The sequence below is a fragment of the Streptomyces sp. ADI96-02 genome (assembly GCF_003846185.1).
GTDB lineage: Bacteria > Actinomycetota > Actinomycetes > Streptomycetales > Streptomycetaceae > Streptomyces.
On sequence record NZ_ML123034.1, the window covers coordinates 2,381,068 to 2,396,545 of the forward strand.

Sequence of the window (15,478 nt, forward strand, 5' to 3'; positions counted from 1 at the left end):
CACCGCCGTCAGCACCACCGACGCCGCCGTCGGCCCCGGCGTCAACGCCGCCCGGGCCGCCGCTCGTGCCGCCATCGTCACCCTCGCCGCCGAGCGGCGAAACCTCCGCCGCCACGGTCTCGTCGCCGTCCACGCCGATACCGATGCCGACCGCCTGCGCCGCACCCGCGGCGGTCAGCGAGGCACCCGCGGCGATAACCGCACCAGCGGCGATCCGCGCGACACGGATGCGCGTCTTCTTGGTCATCTGTTGCTACCCCCAGTAGCCGATCTCGTCAGTGGAGCAGCCATATGCGGGCCGCGGCCCTGCGGGGAATCGCTCTCGGTGGGCCCACGTCGTGTCGTGGTCACCCGCCGGCCCCCGGTTTCACACCCGTCCCGGACATACGCATGCTGCTTCAGCACCCTGGCCAGAGTTAAGGATTACGTCAAGGCCGTTGCGCGTCGTACGCCCCGCTATAGGGGCCTTTGACGGCTATGCGGTAGCACGACTGTGACGCATCGGTCACCGCTTCTCCCCGGATCGCCGTCGTCCGACCGCATGCGAAGGGCCCGGACGGATCACCGTCCGGGCCCAACCGTCGTACGGGCGAGGCTACTTCTCGCGCTGCTTGCGCCAGCGGATGCCCGCTTCGACGAAGCCGTCGATCTCGCCGTTGAAGACCGCTTCGGGGTTGCCCATCTCGAACTCCGTACGCAGGTCCTTGACCATCTGGTACGGGTGCAGGACGTACGAACGCATCTGGTTGCCCCAGGAGTTGCCGCCGTCGCCCTTGAGCGCGTTCATCTTCGCCTGCTCCTCCTGGCGGCGGCGTTCGAGGAGCTTCGCCTGGAGGACGTTCATCGCGGACGCCTTGTTCTGGATCTGCGAGCGCTCGTTCTGGCAGGAGACGACGATGCCGGTCGGCAGGTGGGTCAGACGGACCGCGGAGTCCGTGGTGTTGACGCCCTGACCACCGGGGCCGGAGGAGCGGTAGACGTCGACGCGCAGCTCGGACTCGTCGATCTCGACGTGGTCCGTCTGCTCGACGACGGGCAGCACCTCGACGCCCGCGAAGGAGGTCTGCCGGCGGCCCTGGTTGTCGAACGGCGAGATCCGCACGAGCCGGTGGGTGCCCTGCTCGACGGAGAGCGTGCCGTAGGCGTACGGGACCTCCACCGCGAAGGTGGTCGACTTGATGCCGGCCTCCTCGGCGTACGCGGTCTCGTAGACCTCGGTCTTGTAGTTGTGCCGCTCGGCCCAGCGGAGGTACATGCGCTGGAGCTTCTCCGCGAAGTCGGCGGCGTCGACGCCGCCGGCCTCGGCCCGGATCGTCACCAGGGCCTCGCGCGCGTCGTACTCGCCGGAGAGCAGCGTGCGGACCTCCATCTCGTCCAGCGCCTTCTTCACCGACTCCAGCTCCGCCTCGGCCTCGGCCAGGGCGTCCGCGTCGCCCTCGTCCTCGGCGAGCTCGAAGAGCACTTCGAGGTCGTCGATGCGACCGCGCAGCGCCTCGGTCTTGCGGACCTCGGCCTGGAGGTGGGAGAGCTTGCTGGTGATCTTCTGGGCCGCCTCCGGGTCGTCCCACAGGGACGGCGCCGCTGCCTGCTCCTCGAGCGCGGCGATGTCCGCCCTCAGCGCATCCAGGTCCAGGACGGCCTCGATCGACCCCATGGTCGAGGAGAGGGACTTCAGCTCTTCGGAAATATCGACGACTGCCACGGGTCCAGCGTAACGGCTGGGCGGAAGAAGCTTGCCCTCACCCGGGAACCGGCCTCCGTACCGGGGGTCACGGGCGCTCCGCGCCGTCCCCGCGGCGCGCTACGGGGTGGCCGGGGCCGAGTTCTCGCTGTCCTGGGGCGCGGGCCCGTCGCCGCCGCCGGCGGCGAGCCAGCCGCCCACCGCGACGGCTCCGCACAGGGCGGCGGCGGCCAGGCCGAGCGTGATCCGCCGCTTGCGGACGGCGGCCGACCTGTTGCGGGCGGAACCGGGGCGCGGCCGGCCCGGGGCGCGCGGGGCGCGGGCCGTGCCGAGGGGGCCTCCGGCCAGTTCGTCCGGGGCCGGGACGCGCATACTCGTGTGGGTGTCCCGGTTGGAGTCCGGGGCGGAGCCGGGCACCAGCGGGACCGCGCCGCGACGGCGGGGCTCCTCGGCGGCCGGGGTGTACTGCTGCTCGTCGTAGGCCGGAGACTGCTCGCCGGGCCCCTCCGCGCCGGGCTCGTCCACCTCCAGCGGCGGTATGCCGGCCAGCAGCGGCAGCAGGTCGCGCAGCCGGGAGGCCAGCTCCGAGGCGCGCAGCCGGGAGGCGGGGGCCTTGGCCAGGCACTGCACGAGGAGCTGCCAGAGCTCCTCGGGGATGCCGGGGAGCGGCACGACGGTCTCGGTGACGTGGCGGCGCAGCACCGCGCCGGGGTGGCCGCCGCCGAAGGGCGTGAAACCGGCGAGCAGTTCGTAGAGCACGGTGGCCAGGGCGTAGATGTCGACGGCCGCGCGCGGCGGGAGGCCCTCGACGATCTCGGGCGCCAGGTAGTCCGGGGTGCCGATGATCTTCGTGGCCTTGGTGCGGCGCGGGGTGTCGATGAGCTTGGCCACGCCGAAGTCGGTGAGCAGGGCCGGGTGCGCGCCGCCGGGGCCGAGCGGGCCCTCCATGTCGAGCAGGATGTTCTCGGGCTTGACGTCGCGGTGGACCACGTGGGCCTTGTGCGCGGCGGCCAGCCCGTCGGCGACGTCGGCGATGATCGCGACGGCGGCCTCGGGCGCGAGGCGGCGCTCGCGGTCCAGCCGGGTGCGCAGGTCGGTGCCGCGGACGAGGGTCATGACCAGGGCGAGGTCGGTGCCGTCGACGACGAGGTCGCGCACGGCGACCACGCGGGGGTGGTCGAGTCCGAGCAGGGCGGTGCGCTCCTGCACGAAGCGGCCCACGAGCTCCTGGTCGGACGCGAGGTCCTCGCGGAGCAGCTTGATGGCGACGGGACCCTCGGGCCCCTCGCCGAGCCACACCGTGCCGGCGCTGCCGCGCCCCAGGATCTGGTGGGCGGTGTACCGGCTGCCGATATTCCGTGCCAAGACTGCTCCCTCAGCGGCTGGCGTTGGACCCCCCGGTCGACAAAGTTACGCGGCGTTCGGGGTGTTGCGTGCCCGGGTCGGCGCCAACCCGTACTTCTCCGGGCCAAATCGGCCCGGAGAAGTCGACAAAGGGACTCAGGTGCGGGTCAGACCCCTCCGGTGCCGGAGCCGCCCGCGTCACCGATCGTGGAGATCCAGCCGGTCACGGTCCCGATGGCGTCGCCGATCGCCTCCCAGTAGCCCTTGCCCTGGGCGACCAAGCCCTGGAGCGGTGTCAGCTCCCAGATCAGCCAGCCCGCGACGAACAGCAGGACCACGGTGAACAGGCAGCCCTTGAGGCAGCCGAGGCCGGGGATGCGCATCGGGTTCGCGCTGCGCTGCCGCGGCGGGCGCGGCTCCCGCTGGACCGGCTCCCGCTGGGCGGGCTGCCGGGGCGGCGGCTGCTGCGGCGGCGCGTACTGCTGCCGCTGGGGCTGCGGTGGCTGCTGCGGCTGCGGGGCCTGGTAGGGCTGGGCGGCCTGCTGCTGGTAGCGCTGGGGCTGCTGCTGCGGCGGGTACTGCTGGGGCCGCTGCTGCGGGGGCTGCGGTCGCTGCGGCGGCTGCTGCGGCTGTGCGGCCTGGCGCTGGGGCCGGCGGCGCAGCGGGTCCTGGCTGGGGTCGAGGTACTGGACCTGCGTCTGCTCGTTGCGGTCGCGGGCCGCCTGGAGCTGCGACTGCCAGGGGTGCGGCCCGTCCGGCTGCGGCGGCCCGTCGGGGCGCTGCGGGACGGGCGGCATGACGGCGGTCGGGTCGGCGTTGCCGCCGCCCGGCCCGTGGCCGCCGGGACCGCTGCCGCCCTGGCCCGGACCGCCCGTCTGCTGGAGGACGCTGGTCGGGGCGGCGGGGTCGTAGGAGCCCCCGGTGCTCGGCAGCACCTGGGTCGGGTCGGCCGCGCCGGGCGTCCCGGGCACCGCGGTCGGCTCCGGGTCGGGTGCGAGCAGCGCGCCCACTCCCTCGGCGGCGGCGATCTGCGCGGAGTTCGCGTGCACGCCGACGCCCGCGGCGACCGTGCGCAGGCCGCGGGCCAGGTTCTCGGCGCTGGGCCGCTGGTCCGGGTCCTTGCGCAGGCAGCGCTCGATGACCGTCCACAGCGGAGCGGGCACGTTGCCGGGGCGCCGGGGCTCCTCGCTGAGGTGGCGGTGCAGGACCTCCAGTGCGGTGCCCCCGGCGAACGGCGGGCGGCCGGTGACCAGTTCGTACAGCAGGATGCCCGCGCCGTAGATGTCCACGGCGGAGGTCTGCGGACGGCCCTCGGCGGACTCCGGCGCCACGTAGGCGGGGGTGCCGACGAACTCGTGGGTCCGGGTCAGCCCCGGGGAGTCGGCGAGGCGGGCGATGCCGAAGTCGGTGAGCATCGGGCGCATCTGCCCGTCGCGCTCGTCGAGCAGCACGTTGGCGGGCTTGAGGTCGCGGTGGACGACGCCGTCGGCGTGGCTGGCGGCGAGCGCGTCGGCGATCTGCGCCGTGAGCAGCGCGGCGGCGACCGGGCTGAACGGGCCGTTGTCGCGCAGGTAGCGGTGGAGGTCCGGCCCGTCGACCAGGTCCATGACGAGGGCGAGGAGATCGCCCTCGACGACGAGGTCCCGGGTGCGCACGATGTTCTCGTGCGTGAGCCGCAGGAGCACCGAGCGCTCCCGCAGGAACCGCATCACGACATCGGGGTCGTTGGCCAGCTCCTCCTTGAGGACCTTGATCGCCACGGTCTCGCCGGGCTGACCCGCGACGGCCGCCTCGGCGCCCGCGGTCTCCCGCTGGCGGGCTCGCCAGACGGTGCCCGTGGCGCCGCGTCCGAGCGGCTCCTCGAGCAGGTACTTGCTGCCTACCGGCCGCACGTCATGCGCTCCCTGCTGATCGTGGTGCTTGCGGGGTCCCCCCGGGCCCGCCCGGATGTTCCGGCCCACTCTAATGCCGTCGAACCAGGCACCGGCGAGTCCCGGCACTACCGCGTTCCCGTCGGGCTCCTGTCGCTTTCCGGCCGTGGCACGGGCCCGCCCGGGTCGCGTCCAGGGTGCGTCCGGGCCGCGTTTCGGGGAAAGACGCGCACACCGGACAGTTGGTTGCCGCGCGCCGCCCGAACGCGTGTGCCGCACGCCTGCCGGAGTGCGCCCGACGGCTCTTCCGACGGCCCGGCGGGCGGCGGGAACCGGACGCAAGCAGGCACTTTTGCGCCCACAGCCGACCATTCAAGATCATTTAAAGGTGACCGCCGGGCGTGTTGTCGGCGGCAGGTGCGAGGATGCCTCCAGCACGGACCTGCGAGGGCGGAGCCTCGCGGTGCGTGACGACCTGTACGGACGACGTGTCCGTGCCGGGTGGGGGGAATCACAGGGCGTTTCCCCTGCCGGGCACCCCGCGCAGAAGGGACCGCCGACGGCGATGCAGATCCGGCTGACCGTCCTCGCGCCGCGCAGCGGCCAGACCCCGGCGCGCACCTGCGACGTGCTCGTCACCGCCCCCGCCGGGACGGCGCTCGCCGCCGTGGCCTCCGGGCTCGCCTCGGCGGTCTCCGGGCCGGAGACCTCCCAGGGCGGCGGAGCGGTGGTCCTCTTCGCCGGACGGGAGCGGCTGGACGCCCAGCGCATCGCCCTGGGCGAGCCGCCCCTGGTCGACGGCGCGGTGCTCTCCCTCCAGGTCCCCGGCCCGGACGAGGCGGCGGACGACACCGTCCCGGCCCAGTTGCACGTGGTGGCCGGACCGGACGCGGGCGGGGTCCATCTGCTGCACGGCGGGCGCGTCCGGATCGGCCGCTCGGCCGAGGCGGACGTCCTCCTGGACGACCCCGACGTCTCGCGGCTCCACTGCGCGGTCACGGTCTCCGACGACGGACGGGTCTCCGTCGCCGACCTCGGCTCCACCAACGGCACCTCCCTGGACGGTGCGGAGGTCCGCGACCGGCCGGTCGCGCTCGCCCCCGGCGCGCTGCTGCGCCTCGGCGAGTCGGCGCTGCGCCTCACCGCGGGCTCCCGTACGGCCACGCTGGCGACGGCCCCGGACGGCGAGGGCCACCTGCGCGTGACCCGCGCCGACGCGGAGGCGCACGGCTCCGGCCGCGCCGCCCCGGACTCCCCGGCCGCCCGACCCGGCGCGGGCGGCTCCGGCGACGGCTCGTTCCCGGGGCAGCGTGGCGAGACCGCCAGGCCCGCCGCCCCGCACCCGGCCGCGCTCCTCCACGAGCCCTCCGGCGACGAGGCGTACGGAGGCGGCGCTGAGCCCCGGCGCGGCGGCATAGGCGCCTGGGCGCGGCGGCTGAAGGGCGGCGGCCGGAGCGAGAGCACCGGAGCGGAGCGGTCCGGCCGCGACCAGCGCCGCGAGCGCCACCCGCACGACGGCGGCGCGGCCCGCGGCCCGGGCTCTCCGCACGGCTTCGGCGCGTACGACGGCGGGGGCGGGGCGTACGACGGCCGAGCGGACGCGTACGACGCCGGGACGGGCGGGTACGCGGGCCGGGCGGGCGGGTACGCGGGCGGTCCGGGCGGGTACGCGGGCGGTCCGGGCAGGTACGACACCTACGATCCGGCCGCCACCCACGACTCCTCGGCGTCCTCCCACGGCTCGTACGACTCCTACGACTCCTCCGGCGGCTCCGGCCACCTGGCCTCCCCCTCCTCCGCGCTCTCCCCCTTCTCCGCGCTGCCGTCCGCGCCCGAGGGGACCTGGCCGGACCCGGCCGCCGTGCTGCTGACCGCGCTCGGCCCCGGGCCCCGGCTCTGGGAGCGCCACACCGGCCACCCGGAGGCGCTGGTCGTGCGGCTCGGGACGACCGACCGGGGTGACGTGCCCGCCGTGCCGGTGACGGTGGGGCTGCGCGAGGCCGGTTCGCTGGGGCTCGCCGGACCACGGGCCCGGCTCGCGGGACTGGCCCGCTCGACGGTGGCGCAGCTCGCCGCCCTGCACTCCCCGTTCGACCTGGAGATCGTGCTGATCAGCACGGACCGTGCCCGCTCGCTGGAGGAGCGGCGGCGCGAGTGGTCCTGGCTGGGCTGGCTGCCGCACCTGCGCCCGACGCACGGCCAGGACTGCCGCCTCCTCCTCGCCTACGACCGCGAGCAGGCAGACGTCCGGACGGCCGAGCTGGTGCGCCGTCTCGACGACGGGCCGCTCGGCCCCGGCTGGCCGCACCTGGACCGGGACGCGGTCGCCGAGGCCGCCCGCCGCCACACCGGTCCGCACACGGTGGTCGTGCTGGACGGCGACCCCGGTTCGGCGGAGCTGCGCGAGACGACGGCCCGGCTGGCGGCGGCCGGACCGGCCGCCGGAATCCATCTGATCTGCCTGGCCGAGACCCCCGCCGCCTCCCCGACCTCGCCGGTGGCCGCGACGTACGAGACCGCCTGCAGGGCCTCCATCGCCTTCCGCGAGTGCGGGGCCGTCGCGATGCTCAGCGGGGACGTCGCCACGGCGCTGCGGCTGCTGCGCACGGCGGGCGGCCGAGCGGCGGGCCACGGCACGGTCGCCGCGGTGGACGCGGTATCCGGGGCGTGGGCCGAGCGGTTCGGGCGGGCCCTCGCGCCGCTGCGCGACGAGGGCTCGGCGACGCTGCCGGGCCGCCCCACCACCGCGGCGCTGCCGACGTCGTCCCGGCTGCTGGACGAACTGGGGCTGGCCCGCGCCACTCCGGCGTCGCTGATGGCCCGCTGGGCCTCCACGGCGGAGCGGCAGCCGGGCGCGTCGACGCCCCGGACCGCCGCCGCCCCGCCACCCCGGACGGAGCCGGACGGTCCCGGCTCGGGCCGCACCCTCAGCACCGGTCCGCGCGTCGGCCCGCAGCGCACGCCCGCCGAACAGCACCGCGCCCCTCAGGCCCCCGGCTCCGGCCGCACGCCGTACCCCGGCACCGCGACCGGAAACCCGGGCCGCACGCCGTACCCGGCCGCCGGCTCCGGCGACCCGGCCCGCGCCTCCGCACGGGTGGGTCCGCAGGGCGGCGAGGTCCGGACCGGGCAGCCCGAGCACGCCGGACAGCCGCCGGAGGGACGGGCCGGGCAGGCGCCGGGCGGGCCCTGCGCCGGGGACCGTACGGCCCGGCCGGTGCTCGTGCTGGGGGCGGGCCCCCGGGGCGCGCTGAGCGTCGACCTGGCCGACGAAGGCCCGCACCTGCTCGTCGAGGGCCCCGCCGGCAGCGGGCGCACCGAGCTGCTGCGGGCCGTCGCCGCCTCGCTGGCCTCCGCCGCCCGGCCCGACCGGCTCGGCATCCTGCTGGTCGACGGGTCCGGCGGGAAGCCCGAGGAGCGCGGCGACGGGCTGCTGCCCTGTACGGAGCTGCCGCACGTCTTCGGCCACCTGACCGCCAACGACCCGGTCCGGATGCGGGAGTTCGCGCAGGCGCTGGGCGGTGAGCTGAAGCGCCGCGCCGAACTGCTCGGCCCGCTGGACTTCGCCGCCTGGCACGAGAGCCACGAGGCTTCCCAGCGGGGGGCGGGCCGGCGTCCGTCGAGCGGCGCGGAGCGCCGGGGCGACCTGGACTCCCCCGCGACCGGCACGCTGCGGCTGCGACCGGCCGCGGCGCGGGCGGCGGACCCGGGGCCGTCGCCGCTGCCCCGGCTCGTCGTGCTCGTCGACGACTACGACGCGCTGGTCGCTCCGGCGCTCGGCAGCCCCGGCCGGCCCGCCGCCGGTTCCGTGGTGCGGGCGCTGGAGGCCGTGGCCCGCGACGGCGGACGGCTCGGGGTGCACCTGGTCGCCGCCTCCGCGCGGCCCGACCGCACCGAGGACACCGAGCTGGCCCGGGGCGCGCGGCTGCGGATCGTGCTGGACGCGCCGGTCCTGCCGCCCTCCCCGGACGAACCGGCCCCGGGCCGGGGCCGGCTGGGGCATCCGGACGGCCGGGTGACGCCGTTCCAGGGCGGCCGGGTCACGGGCCGCATCCCGCGTACGGCGACGCTGCGCCCCACCGTCGTCCCGCTGGAGTGGGAGCGGATGGGCGATCCGCCGACCCGTCGGCCGGTGCGCGAGCTGGGCAACGGACCGACCGATCTGGCGCTGCTCGCCAGCGCTCTGGAACGCGCCGCGCGGTCGGTGAACGCGGAGCGTCCGACGCCGCTCGCGCCGTTCCCGGGGTGACGCTCCTGACCCTTCCCGCAGCCCTTGTGTTCATTCCCTGATGCCACGTCACGAGGCCATCACGATCGGCCGTTTCGGCCTGTCGGCGGTATTGCGGGCCCTGTCGCGCGGGCGTAGGACTGTGCCCACGGACGACGCAGCCCGCGCACAGCGACGTGGCCGGGCGCGTACGGAAGAGACGGGGACGGAATGCGCACAACCCTTTCCATACGCAGGGCCGCGCTCGTCTTCACGGCCGTGGGCGCGCTGGCGCTCACCGGCTGCGGAGGCGACGGCGACGGTACGAAGAAGCCGGGCGACGATTCGGGGAAGGGCACGGACAGCGCGCCGAGCGTGACCCTGCCGAAGCTGGACGGGGAGAACGTCTCGGTCGCCGCGGTCTGGACCGGACCCGAGCAGGCCAACTTCACCAAGGTGCTGGACGAGTTCGAGAAGCGAACGGGCGCGAAGGTCACCTTCGTCCCGGCCCAGGACCCGATCGTCAACTTCCTCGGGACGAAGATCGCGGGCGGTGAGCCGCCGGACGTGGCGATGATCCCGCAGGTCGGCGCCGTCCAGCAGGCGGTGGCCAAGAAGTGGGCCAAGCCCGTCGGGGACGAGGCGCGGGCACAGCTCAGCCGTAACTACGCGCAGGTCTGGCAGGATCTCGGCGCGGTGGACGGCACCCAGTACGGGGTGTACTTCAAGGCCGCCAACAAGTCGCTGATCTGGTACAACGCGGCGGCGTTCGACAACGCGGGCGCCAGTGAGCCGAAGACCTGGAAGGACTTCCTGACCACCGCCGAGACCGTCTCCGCCTCCGGGGTCACCCCGGTCTCCGTCGGCGGCGCGGACGGCTGGACCCTCACCGACTGGTTCGAGAACGTCTACCTGTCCCAGGCGGGCCCGGAGAAGTACGACCGGCTGGCCCGGCACGAGATCCCGTGGACCGACCCCTCCGTCAAGGACGCGCTGACCACGCTCGCCCAGCTCTTCGGCAAGCCGAACCTGATCGCGGGCGGTGCGGACGGCGCGCTGCAGACGGAGTTCCCGGCCTCGGTGACGCAGACGTTCACCGGGGGCGACCAGCCCAAGGCCGCCATGGTCTTCGAGGGCGACTTCGTCTCCGTGAACATCGCGCAGACCAAGGCCGAGATCGGCACGGACGCCAAGGTCTTCCCGTTCCCGGCGGTCGGCGCGGACTCCCCCGTCGTGACCGGCGGCGACGCGGCGGTGGCGCTCAAGGACAGCAAGGGCGCCCAGGCGCTGCTGACCTGGCTGGCCTCGACCGACGCGGCGCGGATCTGGGCGGAGGCGGGCGGGTTCATCTCGCCGAACAAGGCGCTGGACCTGGCCGCGTACCCCAACGACGTACAGCGCGAGATGGCCGGGGCGCTCGTCGCGGCCGGGGACGACGTGCGGTTCGACATGTCCGACCAGGCCCCGCAGTCGTTCGGCGGCACGCCCGGCAAGGGCGAGTGGAAGATCCTCCAGGACTTCCTGAAGAACCCGAAGGACATCGCCGGGACCCAGGAGAAACTGGAGTCCGAAGCGGCCAAGGCGTTCACGAGCTGACGCGATGACGACAACGACCGCGGGGGACGCCGGAGCGGCGCCCCCCGCCGATACGGGTCCGACGCCCTCCCCCTCCCCGTCCCTCCCGCCGAAGCGGACCGGCCGGAGTGCGACCGGCACCCGCCGGTGGCTCGCCGCGGCCTTCCTGCTGCCCGGCCTGGTGCTGCTCGGCGCGCTGGTGCTCTACCCGATCGGGTACTCGGTCTACCGCTCGTTCCTCGACCAGCCCGGCACGGGCTTCGCCGGCCTCGACAACTACCGCGCGCTGTTCACGGACGCCACGATCCTGACGGCCGTGAAGAACAACGCGATCTGGGTGGTGCTCGCCCCGACCATCGCCACCGCGCTGGGCCTGATGTTCGCGGTGCTGACCGAGCGGATCCGCTGGGGCACCGCGTTCAAGCTGATCGTCTTCATGCCGATGGCGATCTCGATGCTGGCGGCGGGCATCATCTTCCGGCTGGTGTACGACCAGGCGCCCGAGCGCGGGGTCGCCAACGCCGTCGCGGTCGGCGTCCACGACACGTTCTCCGAGTCGTCGGGGTTCCCCAAGGCGCACCCGCTGCCCGTGCATCCGCTGAAGGCGGGCGGCGGCGGCTCGTTCGTGACCAAGGAGCCGGTGCGGGCGGGCGCGCCCGCGCTGCTGCCGCTGGTCGGGGTGCTGCCCGCGAAGATGCCCGGCGACGCGCGGCCCGCCGCGGCGGCCCCGGCGGCGTCGGGCGACGGGATCGCCGGCACGGCCTGGCTGGACTTCACGCGGGGCGGCGGCGGAAGGCCGAACACCGTCGACCCGAAGGAACTGGGCCTGAAGGGCCTGAAGGTGGAGGCCGTCAAGGACGGCCGGGTCGTCGCCGCCACGACGGCCGGGGCCGACGGATCGTTCACCCTGCCCGCCTCGGCGGACGGGGCGCTGCTGCGGCTGCCCGCCGAGAACTTCCGCGAGCCGTACAACGGCGTCGACTGGCTCGGTCCGTCGCTCGTGACGCCCGGCATCATCGGCAGCTACGTGTGGATGTGGGCCGGGTTCGCCATGGTGCTGATCGCGGCGGGGCTCGCGGGGCTGCCCCGCGAACTCCTGGAGGCGGCCCGGGTGGACGGCGCGAACGAGTGGCAGGTGTTCCGCCGGATCACCGTCCCCCTGCTCGCTCCGGTCCTCGCGGTGGTGCTGGTGACGCTCATGATCAACGTGCTGAAGGTCTTCGACCTGGTCTTCATCATCGCGCCGGGCTCCTCGCAGGACGACGCGAACGTCCTGGCGCTCCAGTTGTACCGGTCCTCGTTCGGCACGGACGCGGACCTGGGCGTCGGCAGCGCCATCGCGGTGCTCCTGCTGCTGCTGGTCATCCCGGTGATGCTGTTCAACATCCGCCGGATACGGAAGGAGGGGCGACGATGAGCGAGTCCACCGCGGTCGGGACCGGGCAGCCGCCCGCCGCCGGGTCCGCGAAGGCCCCCGCGCGCGGCGCGCGCCGGTCCCTCGCCGCCCGGATCGCGACACGGGCCGGCGGCGGGGTGATGCGGGTCTTCCTCGTCCTGGTGGCGCTGTTCTGGCTGATGCCGACGATCGGGCTGCTGCTCTCCTCGCTGCGCGGGGCCGAGGACATCGCGGCGACCGGCTGGTGGAAGGTGTTCACCGCCCCGTCCGAGCTGACCTTCGACAACTACCAGCGGCTGCTGGACAACACGACGATCACCGGGTCCCTCCTCAGCACCGTCGCGATCACGGTGCCCGCCACCGTCCTGGTGGTGGTGATCGGCTCGCTGGCCGGATACGCCTTCGCCTGGATGGAGTTCCCCGGCCGCGACTGGCTGTTCCTGCTGGTGGTCGGGTTGCTCGTGGTGCCGGTGCAGGTCGCCCTGATCCCGGTGTCCGAACTCTTCGGCGCCATCGGGATCTTCGAGACGACGCTGGGCGTGATCCTGTTCCACACGGCCTTCGGCCTGCCGTTCGCGATCTTCCTCCTGCGGAACTTCTTCGCGGAGATCCCACGCGAACTGCTGGAGGCCGCACGGCTCGACGGGGCGGGCGAGATCCGGCTCTTCACCCGGGTCGTGATGCCGCTGGGCGGTCCGGCGATCGCCTCGCTCGGCATCTTCCAGTTCCTGTGGGTGTGGAACGACATGCTGGTCGCGCTGATCTTCGCGGACTCCGACGCGCCGCCGATCACGGTGGCGCTCCAGCAGCAGGTGCGGCAGTTCGGCAACAACATCGACGTCCTGGCGCCGGGCGCGTTCGTCTCGATGGTGATCCCGCTGGCGGTGTTCTTCGCCTTCCAGCGGCAGTTCGTCTCCGGCGTCATGGCGGGAGCGGTCAAGTAAGGGCCTTCCCGCAGGGCTTTCCCACAGCCCCGTCGACAAGGCCCGTACGCCTGACGGCGCGTACGGACGTACGTCAACACGCGGCGGCCCGGTTCCCCGGAACCGGGCCGCCGCGGCGCGTACTTCCCCCGAATGCCACGTCCGGCGTAACCCTGTCATTCCATCCGACGTTTGCGGGCCACCTGCAGCTCGCGAACGACCCATGGATGTGTAGTGCCCCGGTTCAGTGTCATCGTGCCCGCGTACCGGGTCCAGGCGTATCTGCACGCGTGTCTGGACTCCGTGCTGAGCCAGTCCTTCAAGGACTACGAGATCATCGTGGTCGACGACTGCTCGCCCGACGCCTGCGGGGCGATCGCCGACGAGTACGCGGGCCGGGACCCGCGCGTGAGCGCGCTGCACCTGGACCGCAACACCGGCCTCGGACCGGCCCGCAACGCCGGGATCGCCCGCGCGGGCGGCGACTACCTCGTCTTCCTCGACGGCGACGACACCCTCCTGCCCGAGGCGCTCCAGACGATCGCCGACCGGATCGGGGCGACCGGCGAACCGGACGTCCTGGTGTACGACTACGCCCGCACCTACTGGTCGGGCCGGAGCGTGCGCAACGTCCTGGCCGCCCACCTCGACGAGGGCGGCCCCGCCTCCTTCCGGCTCACCGACCGCCCGGAGCTGCTGCGGCTCCTCATGGTCGTCTGGAACAAGGCGTACCGCCGCGCGTTCGTCGAGGCCGAGGGGTTCTCCTTCCCGCCCGGCTACTACGAGGACACGCCCTGGACGTACCCGGTCCTGATGTCGGCCGGGTCGATCGCCGTCCTGGACGCGGTCTGCGTCTCCTACCGGCAGCGGCGGCGCGGCAACATCCTGACCACCACCAGCGAGAAGCACTTCGACATCTTCGACCAGTACGACCGGGTGTTCGCGTTCATCGACGCGCGCCCCGGGCTCGCCGGGTGGCGGCCGGTGCTCTACCGCCGGATGCTGGACCACTTCGCCACGGTCTTCGCCTCGCGCGACCGGCTGCCGCTGCACAGCCGCGCCGCGTTCTTCCGCCGGGCCGCCGCCTCCGCCCGCCGCCACCGCGTCCCCGGCGCCCGCGCGCCCCGCCGCGCCCTGCTGCGGCACGGCCTGATGCGGCTGGGCGCCCGTCGCACCTACCGGGCCCTGTCCACGGCCCAGCGGCTGACCGGCCGGGCGCGCACCGTGGCCGGGGCGCTGCGCCGGGCGGTGCGCGGAGCCGCGCTCCAGGCGCACTACCGGATCCAGCTGCTGCTGCCCGTCCGCTCGCGGGACGCGGTGTTCGCCGCCTACTGGAACGGCGGGTACGCGTGCGGCCCGGCGGCGATCGAGGCGAAGGCGCGCGAGCTGGTGCCGGGGCTGCGGACCGGCTGGATCTGCCGCCCGGCCGACGCCCACACCGTGCCGACCGGCACCCGTCACCTGGCGCCGGGCACCTTCGCGTACTGGACGGCGCTGGCCCGCTCCAAGTACCTGGTCAACAACGTCAACTTCGACCGGCGGCTGGTGAAGCGGCGCTCCCAGATCCTGCTCCAGACCCATCACGGCACCCCGCTCAAGACGATGGGCACCGACCTGGTGGACCGGCCCGCCGCCGCCCGGGGCACCGACTTCGAGCAGTTGCTGCGCAACGTCGACAAGTGGGACTTCTCCCTCTCCGCCAACCACCACTCCACCCTCGTGTGGGAGCGGACCTACCCGTCGGCGTACACCACGCTGGAGTACGGCTCGCCGCGCAACGACGTCTACCACCGCACCGGGCCCGAGGAGGTGGCCCGGCTGCGCGAGACGCTGGGCGTCCCGGCCGGCAGCACCGCCCTGCTGTACGCGCCGACGCACCGCGACTACCGGCGCGGCGGGCGGCCCGGACCGGACCTGGAGCGGCTGGCGCGGGTGCTGGGGCCGCGGTTCGTGATCCTGGTCCGCGCCCACCGGATGTCCGGCCCGGCCCCGCTCGCCGGTGCGGCCGGCCCCGCGCCGCATCCGCGGATCATCGACGTCACCGGCCATCCGTCGGTGGAGTCGCTGGCCCTCGCCTCGGACGCGCTGATCACGGACTACTCGTCCCTGATGTTCGACTACGTCAACCTGGACCGCCCGGTGGTGCTGCACCTGGACGACGTCGAGGCGTACGAGGCGGCGCGCGGCACCTACTTCGACATCACGGCGTTCCCGCCGGGCATCGTCGCACGCGGCCTGGACGACCTGGTCGACATCTTCGCCACGGACCACTGGCGCGGCTCGCGCTCGGCGCAGCTGCGGGCCGCGTTCCGCGCCCGGTTCTGCCCGTACGACGACGGGTACGCGTCCGAGCGCGTGGTGCGGCGGGTCTTCCTCGGCGAGACGGACGGGCTTCCGCTGCCCGCGCCGTCGGCGGCGCGCCGCCCGCCGCTGCCCGCGCAGCAGCCGGCCGGGGCGCGCCTCGGCCGCTGAGGCCCGGCC

8 protein-coding genes and 1 pseudogene are annotated in these 15,478 nt (G+C 74.4%); 5 read left to right on the top strand and 4 right to left on the bottom strand.

Annotated elements, in window-relative coordinates:
* From EES43_RS30585 to EES43_RS10395, 4 genes and pseudogenes are all read right to left on the bottom strand, one after another.
* Window positions 1–247: pseudogene (locus tag EES43_RS30585) on the bottom strand (hypothetical protein); the annotation flags it as partial.
* Between the two features lie 348 nt (window positions 248–595).
* Window positions 596–1,702, bottom strand: coding sequence for a peptide chain release factor 2 (prfB, locus tag EES43_RS10385; RefSeq protein ID WP_124268469.1), 1,107 nt, complete (start codon window positions 1,700–1,702; stop codon window positions 596–598).
* A 99-nt stretch (window positions 1,703–1,801) separates the two neighbouring features.
* Window positions 1,802–3,046: a serine/threonine-protein kinase gene (locus tag EES43_RS10390; protein WP_124268470.1), complete on the bottom strand. Its 1,245-nt coding sequence runs from the start codon at window positions 3,044–3,046 to the stop codon at window positions 1,802–1,804.
* Window positions 3,047–3,192: 146 nt separating this feature from the next.
* The gene (locus tag EES43_RS10395; protein WP_124268471.1) at window positions 3,193–4,917 is read right to left on the bottom strand and encodes a serine/threonine-protein kinase; all 1,725 of its coding nucleotides are present in this window, start codon (window positions 4,915–4,917) and stop codon (window positions 3,193–3,195) included.
* Window positions 4,918–5,461: 544 nt separating this feature from the next.
* Here EES43_RS10395 and EES43_RS10400 point away from each other — a divergent pair.
* The 5 genes from EES43_RS10400 to EES43_RS10420 all read left to right on the top strand — a co-directional run bounded on the left by EES43_RS10400 (window position 5,462) and on the right by EES43_RS10420 (window position 15,469).
* Window positions 5,462–9,145 (top strand): FHA domain-containing protein, encoded by a 3,684-nt coding sequence (locus EES43_RS10400; RefSeq protein WP_124268472.1) that lies wholly within the window; start codon window positions 5,462–5,464, stop codon window positions 9,143–9,145.
* A gap of 189 nt (window positions 9,146–9,334) precedes the next feature.
* Entirely contained in the window at window positions 9,335–10,699 is a 1,365-nt protein-coding gene (locus EES43_RS10405; protein WP_124268473.1) for an ABC transporter substrate-binding protein, read from the top strand.
* Window positions 10,700–10,703: 4 nt separating this feature from the next.
* Window positions 10,704–12,095 carry a carbohydrate ABC transporter permease gene (locus tag EES43_RS10410; protein ID WP_124268474.1) on the top strand — a complete coding sequence of 464 codons (1,392 nt, stop codon included), beginning with the start codon at window positions 10,704–10,706 and terminating at the stop codon, window positions 12,093–12,095.
* The gene (locus tag EES43_RS10415) at window positions 12,092–13,018 is read left to right on the top strand and encodes a carbohydrate ABC transporter permease (protein WP_124268475.1); all 927 of its coding nucleotides are present in this window, start codon (window positions 12,092–12,094) and stop codon (window positions 13,016–13,018) included. Before EES43_RS10410 ends, EES43_RS10415 begins: the two co-directional genes overlap by 4 nt.
* 213 nt (window positions 13,019–13,231) lie before the next feature.
* Window positions 13,232–15,469, top strand: coding sequence for a bifunctional glycosyltransferase/CDP-glycerol:glycerophosphate glycerophosphotransferase (locus EES43_RS10420; protein WP_124268476.1), 2,238 nt, complete (start codon window positions 13,232–13,234; stop codon window positions 15,467–15,469).
* Window positions 15,470–15,478 lie beyond the last annotated feature (9 nt).

Coding starts and splice junctions, on each gene's coding strand:
- EES43_RS10415 (WP_124268475.1), top strand. CDS start 12,092: ATGAGCGAGTCCACCGCGGTCGGGACCGGGCAGCCGCCCGCCGCCGGG.
- EES43_RS10400 (WP_124268472.1), top strand. CDS start 5,462: ATGCAGATCCGGCTGACCGTCCTCGCGCCGCGCAGCGGCCAGACCCCG.
- EES43_RS10410 (WP_124268474.1), top strand. CDS start 10,704: ATGACGACAACGACCGCGGGGGACGCCGGAGCGGCGCCCCCCGCCGAT.
- EES43_RS10405 (WP_124268473.1), top strand. CDS start 9,335: ATGCGCACAACCCTTTCCATACGCAGGGCCGCGCTCGTCTTCACGGCC.